13 protein-coding genes are annotated in these 20,830 nt (G+C 43.0%); 9 read left to right on the top strand and 4 right to left on the bottom strand.

Translation table 11 applies throughout. The features are described 5' to 3' along the window. Positions 1–84: 84 nt before the first annotated feature. Both dnaB and RYL27_RS01900 read left to right on the top strand, forming a co-directional pair. Positions 85–1,443 (top strand): replicative DNA helicase, encoded by a 1,359-nt coding sequence (gene dnaB / locus RYL27_RS01905; RefSeq protein ID WP_007156808.1) that lies wholly within the window; start codon positions 85–87, stop codon positions 1,441–1,443. Between the two features lie 271 nt (positions 1,444–1,714). Continuing rightward, the gene (locus tag RYL27_RS01900; RefSeq protein WP_314964845.1) at positions 1,715–2,515 is read left to right on the top strand and encodes a HEAT repeat domain-containing protein; all 801 of its coding nucleotides are present in this window, start codon (positions 1,715–1,717) and stop codon (positions 2,513–2,515) included. Positions 2,516–2,699: 184 nt separating this feature from the next. On the opposite strand, the gene RYL27_RS01895 is transcribed toward RYL27_RS01900, so the two are convergent. Both RYL27_RS01895 and RYL27_RS01890 read right to left on the bottom strand, forming a co-directional pair. Next, a complete protein-coding gene (locus tag RYL27_RS01895; RefSeq protein WP_314964843.1) occupies positions 2,700–3,560 on the bottom strand; it encodes an endo alpha-1,4 polygalactosaminidase in 861 nt (286 codons plus the stop codon). Positions 3,561–3,602: 42 nt separating this feature from the next. After that, the gene (locus tag RYL27_RS01890) at positions 3,603–4,613 is read right to left on the bottom strand and encodes a DUF4300 family protein (protein ID WP_331667023.1); all 1,011 of its coding nucleotides are present in this window, start codon (positions 4,611–4,613) and stop codon (positions 3,603–3,605) included. Positions 4,614–5,044: 431 nt separating this feature from the next. On the opposite strand from RYL27_RS01890, the gene RYL27_RS01885 reads away from it, so the two are divergent. From RYL27_RS01885 to RYL27_RS01870, 4 genes are all read left to right on the top strand, one after another. Next, positions 5,045–5,779, top strand: coding sequence for an adaptor protein MecA (locus RYL27_RS01885; protein ID WP_183684563.1), 735 nt, complete (start codon positions 5,045–5,047; stop codon positions 5,777–5,779). 71 nt (positions 5,780–5,850) lie between these two features. Then, positions 5,851–6,084 carry a DUF1858 domain-containing protein gene (locus tag RYL27_RS01880; RefSeq protein ID WP_183684562.1) on the top strand — a complete coding sequence of 78 codons (234 nt, stop codon included), beginning with the start codon at positions 5,851–5,853 and terminating at the stop codon, positions 6,082–6,084. A gap of 673 nt (positions 6,085–6,757) precedes the next feature. Further along, a complete protein-coding gene (locus RYL27_RS01875) occupies positions 6,758–15,349 on the top strand; it encodes a SpaA isopeptide-forming pilin-related protein (protein ID WP_314964841.1) in 8,592 nt (2,863 codons plus the stop codon). A 327-nt stretch (positions 15,350–15,676) separates the two neighbouring features. After that, entirely contained in the window at positions 15,677–16,669 is a 993-nt protein-coding gene (locus tag RYL27_RS01870; protein ID WP_314964839.1) for an AEC family transporter, read from the top strand. Between the two features lie 210 nt (positions 16,670–16,879). On the opposite strand, the gene RYL27_RS01865 is transcribed toward RYL27_RS01870, so the two are convergent. Both RYL27_RS01865 and rsmI read right to left on the bottom strand, forming a co-directional pair. Then, on the bottom strand, positions 16,880–17,296 hold the full coding sequence (locus RYL27_RS01865; protein WP_314344344.1) for a TOBE domain-containing protein: 417 nt from the start codon (positions 17,294–17,296) through the stop codon (positions 16,880–16,882). A 103-nt stretch (positions 17,297–17,399) separates the two neighbouring features. Next, the gene (rsmI, locus tag RYL27_RS01860) at positions 17,400–18,260 is read right to left on the bottom strand and encodes a 16S rRNA (cytidine(1402)-2'-O)-methyltransferase (protein WP_183684558.1); all 861 of its coding nucleotides are present in this window, start codon (positions 18,258–18,260) and stop codon (positions 17,400–17,402) included. Between the two features lie 272 nt (positions 18,261–18,532). On the opposite strand from rsmI, the gene RYL27_RS01855 reads away from it, so the two are divergent. The 3 genes from RYL27_RS01855 to RYL27_RS01845 all read left to right on the top strand — a co-directional run bounded on the left by RYL27_RS01855 (position 18,533) and on the right by RYL27_RS01845 (position 20,730). After that, the gene (locus RYL27_RS01855; protein WP_156778117.1) at positions 18,533–19,417 is read left to right on the top strand and encodes an Rpn family recombination-promoting nuclease/putative transposase; all 885 of its coding nucleotides are present in this window, start codon (positions 18,533–18,535) and stop codon (positions 19,415–19,417) included. A 132-nt stretch (positions 19,418–19,549) separates the two neighbouring features. Next, complete coding sequence (locus tag RYL27_RS01850) at positions 19,550–20,464, top strand: AraC family transcriptional regulator (RefSeq protein ID WP_156778116.1); 915 nt, start codon at positions 19,550–19,552, stop codon at positions 20,462–20,464. After that, entirely contained in the window at positions 20,461–20,730 is a 270-nt protein-coding gene (locus RYL27_RS01845; protein WP_007156792.1) for a type II toxin-antitoxin system HicB family antitoxin, read from the top strand. Before RYL27_RS01850 ends, RYL27_RS01845 begins: the two co-directional genes overlap by 4 nt. The last annotated feature ends 100 nt before the right edge of the window (positions 20,731–20,830 follow it).

Here is a 20,830-nt window from a genome sequence, read left to right as displayed (position 1 = left end):
AATTAGAAGACTTCTCTCTTTTTCAGAAAATGATGAGGAAAAGGAGAGAAGTTTTTTAGACCGAAAGTAGAGAGGGAAGAAAGAATGGCAGAACAGGAAGAGCGCCTGGTACTAAGAACCGTACCCCATGCCAAGGAAGCGGAGGAAAGTGTCATCGGTGCTATGATTCGAGATCAGGATGCGGTGATGACCGCTTTAGAAATTCTGGTGCCGGAGGATTTTTATAACAGACAATATCATATTTTGTTTGATGCCATGCGGGAAATGTCTTCGGAGGGCGTGACCATTGACTTTGTCAGTTTGCAGGAGCGTCTACGAAGAAAGAAGGATGTACCGCCGGAGTTTTTTTCTCTGGAAACCCTTAGAAATTTGGCGATTTCCGTTCCCAGTGTAGGAAATGTGCGTCTCTATGCGGAGATGGTAAAGGAAAAGTCTACCCTGCGTGCTTTGATTAAAACCAATGAAGAGATTGCAGAGCTTTGCTATAGCGGGAAGGAAGATTTGGAGACCATTCTGGAAAGTACGGAGAAACGGATTTTTCAGCTGTTGATGCAGAAAAACAACCGGCAATTTGTTCCCATTGATGAGGTAGCGATGAATGTGCTTCGACGTATTGAAGCCGCTTCCAAGCAAAAGGAATCCATTACCGGTGTGCCCACCGGCTTTATTGACTTGGATTATCGAACCGCCGGACTGCAAAAATCGGATTTGATTCTGATTGCCGCCCGTCCTTCCATGGGAAAAACCGCCTTTGTACTCAATATCCTGGATCATGTGGCGGTAAAGAAACGGGAGCCGGCCATGGTGTTCTCTTTGGAGATGTCCAAGGAGCAGCTGGTAAATCGTCTGCTCTCTCTGGAAACCTCCATTGATGCGGATAAGCTGCGAAAGGGAAATCTTACCGATGAGGATTGGGGAAATCTGATTGAGGGAATTGACCGTATCTCCCATGCCAATATGGTGATTGATGATACGCCGGGAATTACGGTTTCCGAGCTTCGGGGCAAATGCCGGAAGATGAAGCTGGAAAAGGGCATTTCTCTGATTATGATCGACTATTTACAGCTGATGAGCGGAGAAAGAGGAAAGCGTTCTTCGGAAAACAGACAGCAGGAAATCTCTGAAATTTCCCGTTCCCTAAAGGCCATTGCCAGAGAAATGGATTGCCCTGTGATTGCCCTGTCTCAGCTCTCCCGAGCGGTGGAACAAAGACCGGATCATCGTCCCATGCTTTCCGACTTAAGAGAGTCGGGAGCCATAGAGCAGGACGCAGATATTGTAATGTTCTTATATCGTGATGACTATTACCACAAGGATTCCGAAACTCCCAATGTGGCGGAGGTTATTATTGCCAAGCAAAGAAACGGTCCCATTGGAACCGTTACCCTGGGATGGCAGCCACAGTACACAAGGTTTGTGAATGCAACAAGAGAGAAGCACTAGGGGCTTCTCTCTTTTTTTCGCTACAGCCGCCCTCTCTAAGCTTCTTTTTTCAGGCACGCTCCTGCTGCCGCCTCATATTGCCTTCAAAAAGAACTCTGGATAGAACGGCTGGTGCTAGGAGAGGAAATGCAATAAAGCCCTAATTCCAAAGAAATCATAATAGATCGGTTGGAATCTGAGAGAATACTATGGTGTGGCTGGGCTTTCAAGCTTAAAAGATGTAAAATTCAGATGATACGAAAAGAATATAGAGATAACGGGGGAAAAGCTTATGGCGGATTTACTCAATAAAAATGCAAGAGAAGCTGTAGAGGCAAGGGGACAGAAGCCGGAGCTTTCAAAAGAAGTTTTGGAGGAAGAATATCGTAAGCTGGAAGCGGAGGGTTTCCCTGATAGGGATAGGATTCGTTTTATTTCTGAGCTTGGAAACAGTGGGGAGATAGCTTATCATTATCAGCTAATCTGTAAGGACTGGGAAGAAGAGACGCAGCTTTTCTTAGAGAACAGTTTTGATTGTCATGGAGAAGAAGGTCTGAAGTTTTTATGGGAAAAGCTTTGCGAGATGGACGAGCAAGAGAAAAGGAAGAGAGCATTTACTGCCTATTTGATGGCAGTATGTCTTTCCAAGTTAAAGTATAGAACGTTTAATACTTCTTATTGTGATTGCTTAGCAGCTTTTTTGACCGAGCTTTTGGAAAAAGAAGGAGAAGCCTTTCTTCGTGCTAAGCTGATTATTGCCCTTGGATGGGTGGGAGCTTCCAATGAAATCGAAGTTCTTATAAAGCAAATGCATAGCGATTCGGATGCTCTTTGCAGAGCTTGGTCTGCCACAAGTCTTATGCAAATGTCTTTTCATCGGGTAAATAAAGAAGTATTACAGGAAAAAACAAAAGCGGCTTTTGCAGGAGCTATTTCGGAAGAAAAGGATGACTATGCCTGTGGACTGATCTTGGAATCCGTACAAACTATATTTGGGAAAAAATGGATTACAAGCTCTGCCATAGAAAATATAGAGCTTGAAAAAATAGAGAAGGCGAAGAAATCCGCCCTTAGATTTTTGCATACTAAGTAAATAAAAGGGGAAAATGAACTCCTTATCAGGGAAGAACTTGGGGAAAATCATCAAATAAATAGCAAAAAATAGCAAAAGAAATAGAACAAAAGAAATAGAACAAAAGAAATAGAACAAAAGAAATAGAGCAAAAGAAATTGCGCAAAGGAAATTGCGCAAAGGAAATAGCGCAAAAGAAATCGCTTTATCTAAGCTCTAAGCTCTCCGCATTGTACCAAAGGAAGCCATTATCTTTACAGTACCGCTCAATCTCTTGGCTTAATTCGGAATTCGCTTGATATTCCGTAAGATAGACAGAAAGGCCGGCAGTCTTTGCTTTTTCCAAATATTCTTCATAATAGGCTTTGCTTTCTTTGTCCTGAGAAAGATAAGCGGGCTTGGTAAAATCGATTTTGGTGAAGACGCATTCCTGGTTCACGCCGTCAAAGAGGCTTAAAGCCTTGCCTTCCTCTATACTTCTTTGCACGAAAGTATCGCCTCCATTTAAAATTAAAGGGAGGGAGTATTGCTTTAGTCCTGTTAAAATCTTTTTTAAGCCCTGATAGACTTCCTCTTTGGGATATTGGTAGTAAATGTCTGTGTTATCCAGAAAAAAACCGTCTAATCCCATGGCGGCATATTGTTTTCCTAAGCTGTTAATCAGAAAATCCTGCCACTGTGGATTGCTGACATCCATCCAGTATTCTTCCTCCCAATTTTCATAGGGTGCCAGACTATCCTTTTTAAAATCCTCATAATATGGACGGAAATTTTCCAAGGCACCGATGTTCAGATAGCCGTAAACCTTTGTACCTTCCGTCTTGATTTCCCGAATCTGCTCGGGACTAAAGTTAGAAGGCTCCAGAACCACCATACGGTAGTTTTTCAGCTTTTGAAGGGTTTCTTCATCCTTCTCCTCTATTCCGGTATTCCCGCCAATTCCAAGAAATACGCCATAGTCCTGTTTGGGGCTTTCAGCCTTTGTACAGAAACTGAGAGTAAGCAAAAAGAAAACACAAAGCAGCAGGGAGGGGAAAAAGCTGATTTGTGTTTTCTTTATTTTCATGGGTTCTCCTTATTTCTCATGCATCTTTCTGTAGCTTCCATCTTATTCTACTACTCGATATTCCTTTAGTACATGGTCATCTTCAAAAATCAGGGGTTTGGCACTTAAACCGTCTGCATCCTGATCATAGTAGCCCATTAAATAGTCATTGACCTCTTGGAGATTGGAAAATTCATCCACCTGATAGGGAAGCTCAAAGGCCAGCTTTTCAATAAAGAGATATTTGTCGCCGTCCTGAACCAGAACCCCCACATGGCCTACAAATTCCTGAACCTTATTCTTGCCGTCATCCATGGTCATAAAGACGGAAATCATATGCATCTTGTCATTATGGAAAGAGATTTCTTTCTCCTTCCAGGATTTTTGAATTTCCTCCGCCAAAACCTTGCTGTCCTTCGTATTTGTTACGTCAATATAGGAGAATAGGGTGTCGAATTTCTTCTTATCTTCTCCGGTGAAAATATTTTTTGCGGAAATCGCACCAAAATCGGAAAAGAGCATAGTGGTGTCTCCGGGAGTCTGATTGCCTACGGTAATGAAATCCCCCATCAAAGAATAAGCGGTAATTCTACAGTTTCTACCTACATATCCCCCCTTATCTAACCAGGCATCCACCAGCTTATCCGTATCCAAGCTTGGAAATGCCTTGTCAATGGTGGTCATTTTCTGTACAAGCTTGTCCTTTCCCACCGCATTGTTATATTCATCCACGGCGGCAAAAAATGCTTTGATTTTCTCGTCCTTCAAACCTGCATTTTTTAAAGCAGTGGTAACCCGGTCTCTACTTTCCTGATCCACCAGATTGGAATATGTTAAGGAGAGCTTTGCCTTACTTACAGGCGTAAGACTGTCGGAAACGTCATTGCCTTGTTTAGTCTCTGCTACGGAAACCTCATTGCCTTGTTTAGTTTCCGCTACGGACACGTCATTAGCTTGTGTAGTCTCAGCGACTGCAGCGGTGCTTTCCTTTTTGGGGGAAGTCCCTTTATTTCCACAGGCTACGGCAAGAAGACTTAAGCCAATGAGAAAAATCCCAAATTGTTTTTTTATCATAGAAGACCTACTTTCTGGAAATGTACTATAATACTCTCGGGCAAGTCTTTGCCGGAGAAAGTTTGCTCATTATGGAAGACTGTAGTTTTCCTCTTCGGGTTACAAAGAAAGGGAAATTTTGTATTCGCAAAGTTTTTCCATAGATTCCTTTCCGATAGAAATTCCTTTCGATGCTTGTATACAGAATACCGATTTGGGGCTTATAAATCAGCAATATATTGAATTTAAAAAATATTTATAGCTATTTCTATACAATAAAAAATATTTATTTCACTATTTCATAAATGATTTTTATACATGTTATCATCTTAAATATTTCTGAAAATGGGTAATTCAAATTGCAAAAGTACCGATAAAATAGTATGATGAACACACCGATAAACTTTTTTTCAGTAAGGGTAAAAGAAGTTTATTTTGGAGAAGGAGGAGCCATGAAAATCGAGAAAATTGATGACAACTCCATCAAGTGTACTTTATCCAGTTTGGATTTATCTTCAAGAAATATAAATCTAAGGGATATGACCTATGGCTCGCAGGCTGCTAAGCAGCTCTTTAATGAAATGATGTTGAAGGCAAAGGAAGAAGTGGGATTTGCAATGGACAACACCCCTCTGATGATAGAGGCTATCCCTTTACAGGGTGGTGCGGTTCAGCTCATTATTTCTAAGGTGGATGATCCGGAAGAATTAGATACACGCTTTTCGAAGTTTTCCACCGCAAGCAACGGACAAAATGGCTGGATTTCAGAACTGGCCACCCAGATTCTTGAAGGCGCTCACGGACTGATGAAACAGTTGAAGGAGACAGAAGACAACAGTGATGAGGAGTTAGATGCTTCTCAGACAGAGACTAGACAGCAGGAAAAGAAAGAAGAAGGGCTTCGCTTATACCGTTTTCAGAGCTTAGACAGAGTGATTGATGCGGCGAAAGCAGTTCATGGCATGGATTTAGGAAACAATAGCCTTTATAAAGACGTGGATAAGAAGGAATTTTACCTTTCTATACATAGTAAGAATGAAGATATGGAAACGCTAAATCGCGTGGCAAATCTTTTGCTGGAATACGGAGAGAGATTACACGGTAATATGGCCAGCGAGGCCTATTATCAGGAGCATATGGAATGTTTGATTCCCAATTCTGCATTGGAGAAATTACAGACAGTTTAAATCCCTTACAAAGTAAAGCAGATGTGATATACTGGTAGCTGCCAATTCTTAAGAAAAGAAGGAGGAAGGCTATGGACGAAATTACCAAGGATATGAAAATCGGTGATATTCTGGCTTTAAATGAGCTGATTGCACCGTTTCTCATGCAAAACGGCTTAGGCTGTGTATCCTGTTCCGCATCCAGCGCAGAGTCTTTGGAAGAAGCTTGCGAACTCCATGGCATTAACGTGGAGGATTTGACGGAAGATTTAAACGATGTTTTAAGAGAGTACTTGGAAACACAGGAAGCATCGCAGAACGGGTAAAAACTTTTAAAAAGAAAAGAAGGCAGCTTGGCAGAATTTGCCGAGCTGTTTTTTTCTTCCGGGGAGACTATTGCTTTAGTATTACTTTGGTATTGCTTTGGGCTATAAGCCGGGAATTTCGAAATTTTCCATGGGAGAAATATGCTGAAATAGTGTGAAGAAAAATTTTTTTGAAAAAAATCGAATTTCCAGTTGACAACTAGGAATTCAAAGTGTATTATAGCCTCAGTTAGATAAAACTAACCGTTGTGAATTTGCAAATACCTGGTTTGTAAACTTCATAACTGCCCGGTGTTCGTGTCCTCCTGACCATAAGCACGACACATGGGAAATCTCCTGAAATAAATAGACTCAACTTAAGTGTCCGTCCACAAGACGGGAAGAAAGCAGAAGGCGCTCACCTTCTGCTTTTTTCGTTCTCAAGGAGTATCCTTCGCAGAATGTAAAATATTTCCTTGTAAAAAAGAACCCAATGGCAGTTCTTTCTGTTTGTTATAAATTCAAAGAAAATGACGATATTAGATAGATGAATTGTGCAAAAATTAAAAATTAAGAACTAAATCAGGCGATTTTACTAAGGACATTCGGTAAAGATGTAATGCGGAAGGCTTTTCGGAGGAAAAGACGGAAAGCAAGAGCTTTTGCAGAGGAATGTCTGTTGAAGGGAGTAATTATGAAGCGCTTTTTAGCACTATTTTTGGCCGTGTCTATCAGCTTACAGAGCTTTACCGCTGTGGGAGAAAGCTCAAGACTTGTAGGGGATAGTTCCGTTTTGAATGGTCAAGCTACGGAGGAAGGGACATCTTCCGAGGAATCCACCGGATTGAGCCGGGAAAACGGAGAGGAGAATAGGGAGGAGACTGTAGCACAGGGAGATACCGAAGCGGCTTCCAAAGTTGAAGCAAGCACCACTGATGCAGGAACCACTGAAGAAACAGGAGAATCCCGGGAAAATCTTGCGGCTCAAAGCAGGGAGGCGAATGAGCAGGAAGGATTTTCAGTAAAAGAAAGTGCTAAGGGAGCGGAGAGTGAAGAAACGGAAGGGGAAACACTTCCTACTTTGTCCTACTCTACCATCGAAAGAAACGAGAAAAAGCAATTTCAATATAAGGATGATGAGATTAGCGTAAATGCCGAGCTGGAATATCCGGAAAGTCTGCCGAAGGGGGTTGTATTTTTGGTTCGTCCGATTTTAGAGGAGGAAAGAAAAGAACAGTACCGGGCTTATAAGGAGGCTTTACTGGAAGCAAAAAACGAAGGGAAACAAGATACAGAGAATGGGGAAAGTGCCGGGGAAGAGGGCTTTGTACTCCATGACCTTAGACTTTATGATGTAGGCTTTTTCCTTAAGGAAGAAAAAACCGGAGATTGGGAAGAGGTTCAGCCGGAAAAGGGCAGTGTAAAGATTAATTTTACTCTTCAGGAAGCTTTGGAGGGAGAGGGAAAGCTGCAGGTAACCCACCTACCCATTAAGCAGGAAAAAAAGCAGGAGGGAATCAACAGCTTAGAGATTCCGAATCTGCAAAAGGAAGACATTCTTGTGGAGGATTTGGAGGTTAAGGAAAACAAGGCCTTCTTCAGCGAGAAAGAACGAATTCAGTTTAGTCTGGATAGCTTCTCCACCATTGGAATTTATAAAGGAGAGGTCAATGCCACAGATCATATTTTAAATGATGTAAAATTTACTTTAAATAACATCAATGTACAGCTAAAGAACAGGGGGGGACAAAAGGATTTTCAGCAAGTTGGAAAAGAAGGAAATACCGTTAGCTGGAAATTAAATGAGAATTACTCTCCCTATGAAGTGGAAAACTTACATATGGATATCCGCTTTGTAAGACCGGGAGACAGTTTTACCGTAAAAAATGGAGAAAAAATTCTCTTCAGCTTCCCGTCTATTTTACGGGCAAAAGGAGCCGGTACCTATTACAATACCGGATATCCCGCTAAAAAATTCTATAAATTTACCATCCGGGAGAATCCTGCCACCAGGAATTGGGAGCTGGAAGTGGAATTCTTACAGGATTTCGAGCTTTCCGCTTATGGAGAGATTAAAGGAATCATCACCTTGGATTTTAGCCTGGACTCTACTAAGCTTACGGAAAAGGCGGATAATCCGGTGGAGATTTCCTTGCCGGAGCAAAATTATAAAATCATTCTTCCTCCCCTGCCATCCGTGATTTCCGGGGTGAAGAAGGTGGCGGATGCACAGCCTGCCAAGGGACAGGTGGCATGGAATATTACTGTGGGAGAGGATTCTCCCGGTGTTGCCTTAAACGGGTTAACCGTTACCGACAGCTTTCCAAGCAATCATCAGGTCTTTAAATCGGCTACCTGGTTGGGAAAGAAAGATCCTTTAACCGGACAGGATATGACTCTCCAAATGACGGAAGCTTCGGGAGGCGGAAGTGGTATGAGCACCTACAGCTATACCTTCCCGGAGAGCGGAGAAGTGATTCGTGCTCCCCAGACGATTCGGATCGTTACCGGCATTCGGGGAGAGGTATATAAGGATAAAAATGCCACTACCCTTAGAAATAACGTGAGCTTAAGTCATAAAAGTGAAGCCCGTCTTCCCAAGGATACAAACAAAAGATCCACCTTTGCCCTAACCACGATTCCGAAGATTAGCTTAAATAAGAGCGGAACACAGGTTAGCGGAAATCGTGTTCGTTGGAAAATGGACTTTAATAACAACAGAGCGGCAGCCTATCAAGCCAGAGTATTGGATAATCTGGGGAAGGGCCTTACACTGGATGAGAGTAAGGGAATCACCATTCGCTATGGGGGTAGAGAGGCCACCGTTCTAAAGCCCAATAACAATTATGTGAATCTGGCGGGAAGAGGCTTTGGAGACGTTAATGATGTATCCTATACCTATAGTAAGGGCACAGGCCCCAATGGGGGAGATACTCTGACCCTTGCCTTCGGTACTCGCTTTAAGGAGCCCTACAGTATCGAATTTGATACGCTTGTTGCGGAGGATTTTCCTCTACAGGGAAGCGGAACAGACACAAGCATTGGGAACAAGGCCCAGGTGGTAGCTACCTATCCCACAGGGGACGGGGTAGGCAGCGGAATTTCCGAGGAACTCTTTAATGAAACCCCAACCATTTCCGCCCCCTTTAAGTCCATTTTCCTGGAAATTAAGGGAACAGGAACGGATTCCAGAAAGGCTCTGTTAAACTGGAGGGTAAAGGCCACCACCAAGGAAAATTATGAAAAATTAAAGCTGGTTATCAACAATGGACAATTCCATGAATTTAACAGCCTGGATCTTCGCTATGGAGAAGGGGCTTCCGCCTCTAACCTGTTTGTGGATAAGGCAAGCAGAGACAAGCTTGTGAATCAAACACAGACGGAAACCATTATGGCAAGCGACGGGGTTACTCCCATTGCTACCTTAAACCTGACATATCTTCCCAGCACCGGAGCTCCGGCAGGGGGAAATGTGGAATTAACCGTAATCCGAAACAACGCAGTTCCTGTAGAAGAGCGTTTTGATATTGGATTACTGTCCTGGAATCACGACTCCAAGGCACTGTACTATATGACGAGAAAAGATGGAAATCATTACTTTGGCAGTAATGCCACCCTGTCTCTCTATACCCATAAGGAGGATATAAACCCCTTTAAGACGGTGAAATCCGTGGCGGATCCTCAGATGATGAGTCAGGATGTGCTGAGAAAGACGGTGCAAAGCTTTTACGATGATGAGCAGAAGCGTGCCTATTTCCGTTTCCAAATTACGGCAAATGCCAGTCGTATGGAGGATTTGAAGAACTTTGTATTACAGGATGACCTGCAAAATATCTTTAAATACCAAAAGCCCAACGGGCAGACACAGCCTTTGGACTCCAAGTATTTTACCATTACCACGGCATCGGACAGTAAATATCCCACACTGGCAAGAATCGGAAGCGGAACTGCGGAACAGATTGTATCCGGCAGTGAGCTGACGGTAGATAATGTGGCAAAGAGGGTAGAACTGAACTTGCAAAATCCTTTAAGTGATACCCTGTACATGGATATTTATGTTTATCTGAATCAGGAAGGGCAGGATGTTCTTTTTGAAACTACCAATGCGGCTGGGCTTAATTTGCAGGAAGCCACCATCAGCACCACCAATAGAGTGACTATCACCTCTACCAGCTTCCCCACCTATTTAAATGGCGGAAATCCGATTGTTCATGACGCAACAGCCTCAGGAACCGGAAAAACCCAGGTGATTCCTAATAAAATCTTGGTCAAGGAGGGGGAACAGGGTAAGGCAGGTTCCCGCTATCAGGGGGTTATGAACTGGAAGGTGCTGATTAATCCTCTGGGCGGAAATATTACCGGAGGAACCGTACTGCTGGATAAGATTCCCAAAGGGTTATTCCTGGATATGAAGTCCATTAAGCTCTATAGAGTAAAGCATCAGGATCATTCTATAGAGATTAACGGAGATGTAAATGATCCCAACAATGCTACCCTTGTGCCGGATACGGAGTGGGAAGCCAAGCGACTTCGTCATTTTGATGATCTGCATGACCTGGTGACGGAGCTGGAAATCACTTTAAAGAATTCCACTACCGATACCTATGTTTTGGCTTATTCCACGGATATTACGGCGGATATTGAAAATACGACACCACCTTTTGAAAATGTGGTATATGTGAAAAAGGCTTCCGGAGCCCCGGATTCTATTGCGAAAAAGTCGATAAAGGCCCAGTCCTTTGACTATTCCACCGGCTCCAAGAAGGTGCGCTATGTCATTAACAAGAAGGATTCCCTTGCAGATAATAAGGTAAGTCTTCCCTTGGCAGGAGCGGAGTTTGGCCTTTTTGAAGAAAAATACTTACCCTTTTTGAAAACGGCAAGTAAGGATGCCCTTCTAGGTATGGCCCATGACTACGGCGTTACCGATGCAAAGGGACAGGTGCGTTTTTCCGGTGAGGCATATGATTCAAATTTTCCTACAGAAAATATTTACTACCTGATGGAGATGGAAGCTCCTACAGGTTATAAAAGAGATAGAAGAGTTTTCGGACCCTATAAGGAGGAAGCGGGAAGGCGAGAAATCAAACCGATTTATGAGGGAAAAGAAATTTCCGATGCTTTCTATAATTTTAGAGAGAGGGAGGAGTACAAAACCGGTTCTGCAGAAATCAAGAAGGTCTATGAAGAAGAAAATCCTAGACTTACTAAGGTTTCCTATGTGGCCAAAGGAAAGGGAGATAAGACCGGTTATAAGACAAAATTTAAGTTTTATATTAATCCGGATCCGGAGATGAAGGGAGATTACTTTAAGGAATTCCCTATGGTGAAGGTAGACGGAGAAGCCGGCGTATACGAGTATCCTGCCGGTATCGGATTTGGAGAAAGCGCAGAGGTGGAAACTGCTCCTGCGGTGGCAGTACCGGATGGACAGGGAGGCTTTACTTATGAGGGAAGCCTGCAGTTAAACGGCCTACCCTGGGGACAGTACGCTTTGGAAGAAATTGATACGGAGACAGGGTATCTCCTCAGCGATCGTATTGTCTTTAATGTAGAGCGTGAGAAAACCCCTAACGGCACCCCTGTAAGCAGCAGTACCCTGAACTATCAGGGAGAAAAGGACGGGGACAAGGTGGTTCTTCGGAATTACCCCACAGTCTTCTCCTTTGAAAAGAGGGATGGAGAAGGAAATGTTCTGACAGGGGATACCCTGAAGGGGGCAAAATTCCGTATCACAGGAAAGACGGAGGACTTCCTGCAAAGCAGGGAAGCTTCTTCCCGTTATAACTTGCACAGCGCCGGAAACGAGTCCTATATTCTTCTTACGGAAGAGGAAATGAAGAAGGAGGGTGGTTTACTAGGTGTCTTAAAGACAGGAGTGGAGTATCGCTTTAGCGAGGAAGTTCCCCCAAGAGGCTATGAAAAGGGGCCGGCAATTCCATTTACGATTGATGCCAATAGCGGAAATCTGGAATTGAAACAGCCGGCAAACAATTCACCGGAGGCAGGTTTTTATACCTCTGATGGAGCAAAGCTGATTTTAAAGGATAATCCTACCCGAATCTTGATTTCGGAAGAGGATCAAAATGCTTTTCCGGTGTCTCATTCCTCCTATAAGCTTTATCTTGCCAACAGGGATGGAAGCAAAAAGGAAGAGAGTCCCGCATTTTCCTGGGATAATGGGGAAAATACGGAAAAAACCCTGGAGAAGCCGGTGGCCGGAGAGTATTACCGTTTGGAAAGAACGGCTCAGTCCATTCTTTATCAAAAAAATGCAACAACAGACTATGCACTTTTTAGTCTGTCTAAGGACGGAAAGAGCATCGAAGCGGTGGAAAGCCACGGCATTACACTGGAAAAACGGGCGGATAGAAGTCTGATGGTGAAGGCAAAGCGAATTCTTGCAGAAGGAAGCTTAACAAAGATTGACAGAATCGATGAAAAGGCTTTGGAGAAGGCTACATTTGCCCTCTATCAGGTAAAGGACAGCGGAAAGGCGGACAAGGCAGAGGCTTTGGAGCAGGGCGGAAAGATTGCCGACTTGTACCCGAATCTTGTGCTGAGAAAGCCGGAAAATGACCTGTATCTGGGAGACTTTACGACAGACGAATCCGGAAAGCTGTCCACGAAGGATGGAGGCAATAAGCAGAATCTTGCTTATGAAAATAAGCCTCTTTCTCAGGGACTGCCCGTGGGACTTTACTACTTCGTGGAGACCAAGGCGCCTGCAGGCTACAGCATAGAAATGGAGCAATCCGGACAGGAGAAGAAAAAGTACTTCTTTGCGGTTCGCCCGAAGGAGGATGGAAAAGCGGTGCTTGCCCGTTCTCTGGAAAGCGTTTTGGAAGCAGAGGCAGGACTTCCTGAAACAGCTAACAGGGAAAAGGCGGGATTTGCAAAAAATACCAGAATTCCGGGAACCTTAAATCTTGTAAAGGAAGCGGAGCATACCGGAGAGAAACTGTCCGGAGCACAGTATGGACTTTACTTGGATGCAAAGGGAGAAAGCCCAGCAAAGGACAGTAGCGGAAAGCCTTTGGTGAAGGAAAGTAATGAAGAAGGTCGCCTAAGCTTTTCCAACCTGGAATGGTATCAGGACTATTATGTGAAGGAAGTAAAGGAGCCCAGAGGTTATCGACTGGATCAGAAGGTTTACGGCCCCTTCCGTTTTTCCGCAAAGGAACTGGAGAAGGAAAGCACTCAGGTGGATAGAGTAACCGGAGTTCGTTTCAACCACTACGGCATTGACCCCCTTCTCAGTTATCAGGAGAAGGACAAAAAGCGTGAGCTTTGGGAAAACGAAGAAAAGTTGAAGGGACTTAAGGTGAAAATCAAAGGTCTTTTCAAGGGAGAAACTGCGGTTAGTGAAAAAACCTATACCACCGATGAAAACGGAGGCTTTACCGTTGCAGGAGATTTGGTGGCAGGAGAGGATTACAGCCTCCTGCCGGCAGAGAACCTTCCCGCGTCTCTCCATCCCATGAAAGAACTGCACTTCCAAATTGATAACCAGGACAATTTTGTGGTGAAGAAGGGGGATGATTCTCAGATTTACTTTGTGAAGGACAATGTTTTGGAGCTTCCCAGAGAGAGAACCGCATTCCAGATTTCCACAAGAGTACAGCATGAAGAGGCAGGAAGGTCTGAAAATGCTGTCCTTCCGGGAGTGGAATTTATGCTCTATAAGGATGCGGCAGGCAGGGAAGCCTTCAGCGGAAAACTAGTGGTCAACGGGAAAGAGGAGGAGATTACAGACGGAATTGTAAAGACTCTTTTAGGAAAGCCGGAAAACTTGGATTCCTCCAAAAAGGGATATCTGATGCAGAAGAACAGGCTTTATCAGGAGGGAACCTTACGTCTCCATGGCCTTCCCAAGGGAGAGTATTATCTGAAGGCGGTAAGCCTTGGAGAAAGACTTCCGGAAGAAGGAAATGTGGACTTTGAGGAAGAGAAAACAGCTTTCTACAAGCTGTCTCTTACCGATAGGGAGAGTCGCCTGGAAGTGGTATCCTCTTCCGACATTGAAAAAGCAACGAAGGCTACGGACGGCTATCATTTGCAGTACGGGCTGAAGAAGGCGGACTTCTCCTTCCATACCACAGACTTTAAAACCAGAAAAGAGGATATCACAAAGCAGAGCTATGCCCTCTATGTGGAAAAGGATTGGGTCATGGAAAAGCTTGTGAAGGGAGAGTTTTCTGAGGAAGACAGTATCATTAGCAGAGACAGCTTTAAGGATAGAGAGGCTAAGCCGGAAATCAGCATTGAGGGGAAAAAGTATGTTTTACTCTCTGTGCAGGAAAATGATGATTTCGGAAACTTGCGCTTCAAAAACCTTACCCGTGCACAACGCTATGCTCTTTTGAATGTGACCAAGGAAGAAAAGTATCAGGATCCCACGGAAGCTCTGGTTTTCCAGCCTTCCGACGAGGGAGCGGTAATTATCTCCTATGGAAGAAACCACAGAATTCCCGCAAGACCGAAGTTTGCCGGAGCTTATAGTATTGAAGAAGAACTATATCTTAAGGATAAGGATGGCCTCTATCATCTTCTTGGAAAGGACGGTATTTTGGGAGAAGGCTTTGCCCTAATGGAAAAACCGATCTTCCAATGGTTACTTTACCAGAAGGAAATGAACCATGGAGGAATCGGTGGTGCCGGAGTCGGAAAGCATAGCTTTAAACCGGCTGTCCATCCGGGGGATACGATTATTAATGATACTCGAAATCCCTATAATCAAAATCCCAATAAGCCCATTCCCGGAAATTCGGGGAAGAGATTGCTCTTTATAGGCTTGGATCGGAACGGCAATCCTATTTATGTACCGGTGGATATCCTTCCGGGAGAAGTTCGCCGCTATATTGAAAAATACGGGATTCCCATTCCTTCAGGAGGAAACAGTCAGGTTTTAAAGAATCGAATTGTTCGATTGGATCCGAAGAAAAAGAAGAAGGGAGAAATCGGAAGCGGTTACAGTAGAGATGATTTAGCCCAGAGATTAGGAGAAATTCTTGGAGAGAACCGAGAGCTAAGCAAGGAAGACTTGGAGGAATTACAAATCATCGGAGAGTATTTGGCTGCCATCCGAAAAGGAAGGGTGGACAAATACGGAAGAGCGATAGCCACCGGAGATATGTCTACCATGGTTCTGAATTTCGGACTCTTCGGCTCCAGCCTTATGCTTCTTTGTGCCTATAGCTTATGGGAGAGAAAGAAGCTGGAAAGAAAGAGAAGAAGAGTAAGAGTGCGGAAGAGAAAAGAGTATTCTGAGAAGCATTCTATTTAAAGCAAAAGCTTAAAGAAAAAGCTTAAAGAAAAAAGCTTACAGCAAAGATGTAAAATAGATAGCGGAAAGTAAATAGCGCAAAGTAAAAAGTGTATTCGAGGTATCCTGTGTTATAAAAGGATTCCACGGATACACTTTTTTTATACTTGACGTTCGAAAGCTTGGGTTTTATGGTGGAAGAGAATAAAAAATCGAAATGTAAAGAGATAGACTAAGATGAAAAAAAGATAGAAGAAAAGATAGAAAAAAAGATAGAAAAAAGATAGAAGAAAAGCAATAAAAAAGGAAAGCGATAAAAAAGATAGATAGCGAAGGAAGGTAGACGGAATGGGATTGGCATTAATTGAAAAAATCATCGCCTTGTTTTTGATGCTCTTTGCGGGCTTTGCTTTGGTCAAAAAAGATATTTTAAAGAAGGAAGACAGCCAAACCCTGTCCAAGCTATGCTTGTATTTGATTTCCCCCTGTGTGCTTTTCCATGCCTTTACGGTAGAGGTTACACCGGAACGGCAAAAAGCCTTTTTCCTCTGCGGAGTATTGGCACTGGGAATACAGGGATTTTTTACCCTTTTTATCTTCTTATTGGATAAGATATTTCCCATGACAGTAGTGGAGAAAACCGCAGTGATTTACAGTAACTGCGGTAATATCATTATCCCGATTGTGGCCTATGCTTTAGGGGAAGAGTATTTGATTTATATTACCGCCTATATCGGCGTATATAATATCCTGCTTTGGACTCACGGGATTTCCCTGTTTAAAAAACAGCTAAAGAAGGCGGGAAAGAAAGGGGACTTTGCAGATACGGTTACGGAAAATGTCGGAGAAGCTTCTGTTTTAAAAAAGCTTTCCGGATTTTTAAAAAATCCCAATATTTTAGCAATCATTTTTGGATTTCTTTGCTTCAGTTTTCGGATTGACCTTCCTAGACCCTTGGGTCAGGCCATTAAAGATATAGGAGGAATGATTGGCCCGGTCAGCATGATGGTCACCGGTATGGTTTTGGCGAAAATGCCTGTCGCTCGATTTTTTCAGAATAAGAGATTGTTTTTTGTGACTTTTTTGCGTATGGTTTTCTTTCCGATCTGCCTATTGCTCTTTTTTAAGCTTGGCCATATAGCAAGTCTTCTTCCCATGGGAAAGGAGATTTTTCTGGTGACCTACCTCAGTGCCATTGCCCCCAGCGGAACCAGTGTGAATCAGTTTGCCATTATCTATGAGCAGGATGCGGAATATGCCAGCTGTATTAATATCTTTACCACGCTGGTAGCGATTGTGACCATGCCCTTGTTTGTCTACCTCTACCTTTGGATGATATAAAACGAGACTATAAAAAATATTGAAAAGTTAATTATGCAGTATAGGTCTGAAGTCGGGGCACGCTCTCGCTAGCTTCGCCACACATCGGTACTAAGCGAAAAACTGCGTTGCTCTTGTTTTTCGCAAGTACCGGCGGGCTCAGACTACCCCTTTTTCAGACCTATACTGCATAAAAAATAGTTTTTAATATTCGTTTTTTATAGCCTCGTTTTATTCTTCTCCAAGCATTACGGAGGTAGACTTCACAATGGCAACGGCCTTGGCCCCTACTGTTAAGCCAAGATCTTTAACAGCCTCTAAAGAGATGGTGGAAGTGATGGTTACGCCTTCCTCAATCTCCAGCTTCACGATGGCGTTCACTGCGCCTTCCTTAATCTCCTTTACAGTACCTTTCCACTGATTTCTTGCGGAAATTTTCAGATTATCGTTAGCCAGCATTACTTCGGTGGCTTTTACGAAGATACAAGCCTTCTTGCCTTCGGCAAGCTTTAAATCCTCGATAGCTTCCATAGAGATGGTGGAGCTGACACGGTTTCCCCCGGGAGTTTCCAGCTTTACGATACCGTTTACGGCACCCTTACGAATTTCCTTTACAATTCCATGAAAATGGTTTCTTGCACTAATCATTTTTCTTTCCTTTCTAGTCTCATTATGTTGCACAGCCCAGTCTACAGGGAAAAAGAATAAATTGCCAGTGAGCTATCTGTTTTTTAGATGATTTTTAGAAATTCTAGTCACCGGCCTTTAAATATTGGTACACCTCTCTTTTTCCGATGCCCCTATCCTTCGCCACCATTTTCATAGCTTCCTTTTCTGACAGTCCCTTATCCAGGTATTCCTGCAAGTGTTCTTCCATGGACAGCTCTTCCCATTGGGCCTTAGCCTCTTCCTTTTTCTTTTCTAAAGACTTTCCTTCTATAGCAAGAGCAAATTCTCCTCTGGGTTCTTCTTCCTGATATCTCTCTATTGCTCGGTCTAAGTCAAGATAAAGAAGTTCTTCATACTTTTTGGTTAGCTCTCTTGCTAGGGTAATTTTTCTATTTTCCCCGAAGGCTTCTCTAAGGTCTTCCAAGGTTTTTCGCAAATGATGGGGAGCCTCATAGAGAAGGATTGTTCGTTCCTCGTCCTTTAATTGGGAGAGTAGTCGTTGCCGCTCTTTTTTGTTGGCCTTTTCTGTGGGAAGAAAGGCTTCGAAGCAAAAGCGTCTGGTAGAGAGGGCGGAAAGGCTTAAGGTCAGCACGAAGGCAGCAGCTCCCGGAAGACTTTCTACAGGGATTCCTTGCTCAACTGCCTGTTTTACCAGTTCTTCTCCCGGGTCGGAGATACAGGGGGTTCCCGCATCGGTAATTAGGGCAATATGTTTTCCCTCTAAGCATTGTGCAATTAATTCCCTTGCCTTTTCCACCTTATTAAACTCATGGTAGGCGGTCATGGGAGTTTTAATCTCAAAATGATTTAAAAGCTTGATGGAGTTTCTGGTATCCTCAGCGGCGATAAGATCCGCTTCTTTCAGGGTGCGAAGCACCCGAAAGCTGATGTCCTCCAGATTGCCGATGGGGGTGGCACATAAACTGATTTTTCCGATGGGCATAATGGTCTCCTTGAATATATAAAAATTAAGGATTTATTGAATAAATCGAGCTTGGATTGCAGCTCTCATATCCGTTAATGGATAATATCCGAATGTGGATAATAGGTATTTTATCATACTTGTTTTATAATAGGGAAAGAAGCTTTTCTCATCATTTTAACTATCTTATTTTTATTCTGATAATCTTAATTAAACGATTTATTTATCTAAAATCATTAACTTTATATTCTTTTCATCTTCTGAAAATCTATCACAGAAAGGAGCTTCCCTTTATGACTCAATCAGCTAAAAACTCAAACTTTCATCATACAGACAAGAAAGATATGGAGGACTTGGAAAAACGCAAAACCATAGAATCCTTCACCTTAATGGATGATATTTTCATGAGACTTGTATTTGAGGAAAAGTCTTGCACGGAATATGTTTTACAAGTTCTAATGAATAAAAAGAGTTTAAAAGTGAAAAAGCAGTATGTACAAAAAGACCTTCCTAATTTGTACGGTCATTCTTTGCTCCTGGATTGCTTTTGTGAAGATGATCAGGGGAATTTGTATAATATAGAAATTCAAAATTCGTCCCATGATGCCGGACCTAAAAGAGCCAGATATCATGCCGGGCTGTTGGATATTCATTATTTGGGAAAGGGGGAGGACTTTACGCATTTACCCGAAAGCTATATTATATTCATTACAGATAAGGATATTTTCAAAGCAAAGAAACAGCTTTATCATATCGAGAGGAAGATAGAGGAAATAGGAGCTGATTTTCAGGATGGTTCCCATATCCTATATTTTAATACAGATTGCAAACAGGATAATACCTTAGGGAATCTTGCCAAAGACTTTCATCGAGAGAATCCTGAGGAAATGCAATCTAAAATTTTATCGAAAAGAGTAGCTTTGCTGAAATCAAGGCGCTTGGATAAGAAAGGAGAGCAAAAAATGAATTTAGTGTTAGAGCAATACAGACAAAAAGCATTTCGGGAAGGTATTGAAGAAGGCATGGAAAAAGGAATGGAAAAAGGCGTTGAGAGTGGAAAGCAAAGGATGGCTCTTCTTATGGGAATCCTTGCCGAGAAGGGCAGGGTGGAGGACATCAAAAAAGCTGCAGGGGACAAGTTATATTTAGAAAGCTTACTTTCAGAGTTTGGCCTATAAAATTAGTCTTTTTGCCTATAGAGAACTCTGCTTTTCTATGGCGGAAAGTTTTCCCCTATGGTAGAATGTAACTGCTTATTTTTTTATTCTACCGGATTGCAAACTGTGATATTCCAAAAGAGGAGAGGTGCTATGCAAAGAACAAAAAAACACAGCTCCATTCCCAGGGAGTATCCGCTGCCAAGGCTTTATACCAGTGTCAGCACCAAAGAAGAAAGCTTAAAAGTTGAGGCGGACTGGCATGATTATTATGAGCTGATTTATTTTCAAGAAGGGAGCTTTCAGCTCTATCTCAATTTGAAAGAAATCAATATCGAAGAGGAATGTTTGTTTTTGATTCCCAAGGGCTGTGTCCATCGCTTGTATGCTACTTCAGAGAAGGCTGTGGAGCATTCTTTATGTTTCCGTTTAGAGGATTTCTGCTTTTCGGAGGAGGATATTCTGGAGCAGGGATTTTTCAGGGAATTAAGAAAAGAAGAACACTTTTTTCCTAAAGAAATCAGCCTGTCTCATTTGGGATTTTTGGAGATGGTACAGGGCTTTTCGGAAATTTACAAGCTGTTTCACCAGCACGGGAAGAAAGAAAGCTCTGTTTCCTCCAGCAATTCCTATCGTCTGGAGAGACTGGCAGACCACATGATGGTTAAGGGGGGCTTGTTGCAGCTCTTTGCCATTATGGAAGGTATGGGGATGATTTCGGAAAGGCGTTTGGTGGAAGAGGAAAAGCAGGTGCTGTTTATTAAAAATAGTATTGAATATATTCGTGAGCATTATGCGGAGAAGATTTATATTCGGGATTTGGCAAATCTATGCCAGTTAAACGAGCAGTATTTTACTCGTTTTTTTGGAAACAATGTGGGGATTTCCCCGCTGGAATATATTAATCGTTACAGAGTAGAAAAGGCGGTGGAGATCCTCTCCGGGGGAGAGGATAAGGTTTTGGATGTGGCTAAAGCCACCGGTTTCCATAATCAAGGGAATTTTATCAAGATATTTAAGAGCATTATGGGAGAGACGCCCCACCAGTATAGAAAGAGGTTAGAATGACATATTATTATCCTGCGGTAATTCGGAAGAAAGAAGATGGCTACAGAGTGGATGTAATTGACTTGGAGGATTGCTACGGCGAGGGAAAAACAAAGGAAGAGGCCTTGGAGGACGCTCGTTATGCCGGTGTGAACTGGTTGCTAGTGGAGTCTGAGGAGTCTATGGATTTTCCGAGACAGACCCATTTGGATGACATTGTTTTGGGAGAAGGAGAAGAGAAGACCATGCTGGCGTTCCTTATGCCTAAGGAGGGCTGGGACGAGTAGAAGTCTGTTTAACTTGTTGAAGATAAGAAGCTGTTACCCCTTTTAGAAGAAGACCGGGAACTCGGAATCTCCCCTTGCAAGACCTTCGGAATTTTGCTAT

The sequence above is a fragment of the Oribacterium sinus genome, from assembly GCF_963537195.1.
In the GTDB taxonomy this organism is placed as follows: Bacteria; Bacillota; Clostridia; order Lachnospirales; family Lachnospiraceae; genus Oribacterium; species Oribacterium sinus_A.
The sequence above is the reverse complement of the archived record's forward strand: the minus strand, read 5'-3'. Positions and strand labels throughout refer to the sequence as shown.

Excerpts from the sequence above, each read along its gene's own strand:
- RYL27_RS01865 (WP_314344344.1), bottom strand. The coding sequence starts at position 17,296 with ATGATTAGTGCAAGAAACCATTTTCATGGAATTGTAAAGGAAATTCGT.
- RYL27_RS01845 (WP_007156792.1), top strand. The coding sequence starts at position 20,461 with ATGACATATTATTATCCTGCGGTAATTCGGAAGAAAGAAGATGGCTAC.
- RYL27_RS01870 (WP_314964839.1), top strand. The coding sequence starts at position 15,677 with ATGGGATTGGCATTAATTGAAAAAATCATCGCCTTGTTTTTGATGCTC.
- dnaB (WP_007156808.1), top strand. The coding sequence starts at position 85 with ATGGCAGAACAGGAAGAGCGCCTGGTACTAAGAACCGTACCCCATGCC.
- RYL27_RS01850 (WP_156778116.1), top strand. The coding sequence starts at position 19,550 with ATGCAAAGAACAAAAAAACACAGCTCCATTCCCAGGGAGTATCCGCTG.
- RYL27_RS01885 (WP_183684563.1), top strand. The coding sequence starts at position 5,045 with ATGAAAATCGAGAAAATTGATGACAACTCCATCAAGTGTACTTTATCC.
- RYL27_RS01880 (WP_183684562.1), top strand. The coding sequence starts at position 5,851 with ATGGACGAAATTACCAAGGATATGAAAATCGGTGATATTCTGGCTTTA.
- RYL27_RS01875 (WP_314964841.1), top strand. The coding sequence starts at position 6,758 with ATGAAGCGCTTTTTAGCACTATTTTTGGCCGTGTCTATCAGCTTACAG.
- RYL27_RS01895 (WP_314964843.1), bottom strand. The coding sequence starts at position 3,560 with ATGAAAATAAAGAAAACACAAATCAGCTTTTTCCCCTCCCTGCTGCTT.
- RYL27_RS01855 (WP_156778117.1), top strand. The coding sequence starts at position 18,533 with ATGACTCAATCAGCTAAAAACTCAAACTTTCATCATACAGACAAGAAA.
- rsmI (WP_183684558.1), bottom strand. The coding sequence starts at position 18,260 with ATGCCCATCGGAAAAATCAGTTTATGTGCCACCCCCATCGGCAATCTG.
- RYL27_RS01890 (WP_331667023.1), bottom strand. The coding sequence starts at position 4,613 with ATGATAAAAAAACAATTTGGGATTTTTCTCATTGGCTTAAGTCTTCTT.
- RYL27_RS01900 (WP_314964845.1), top strand. The coding sequence starts at position 1,715 with ATGGCGGATTTACTCAATAAAAATGCAAGAGAAGCTGTAGAGGCAAGG.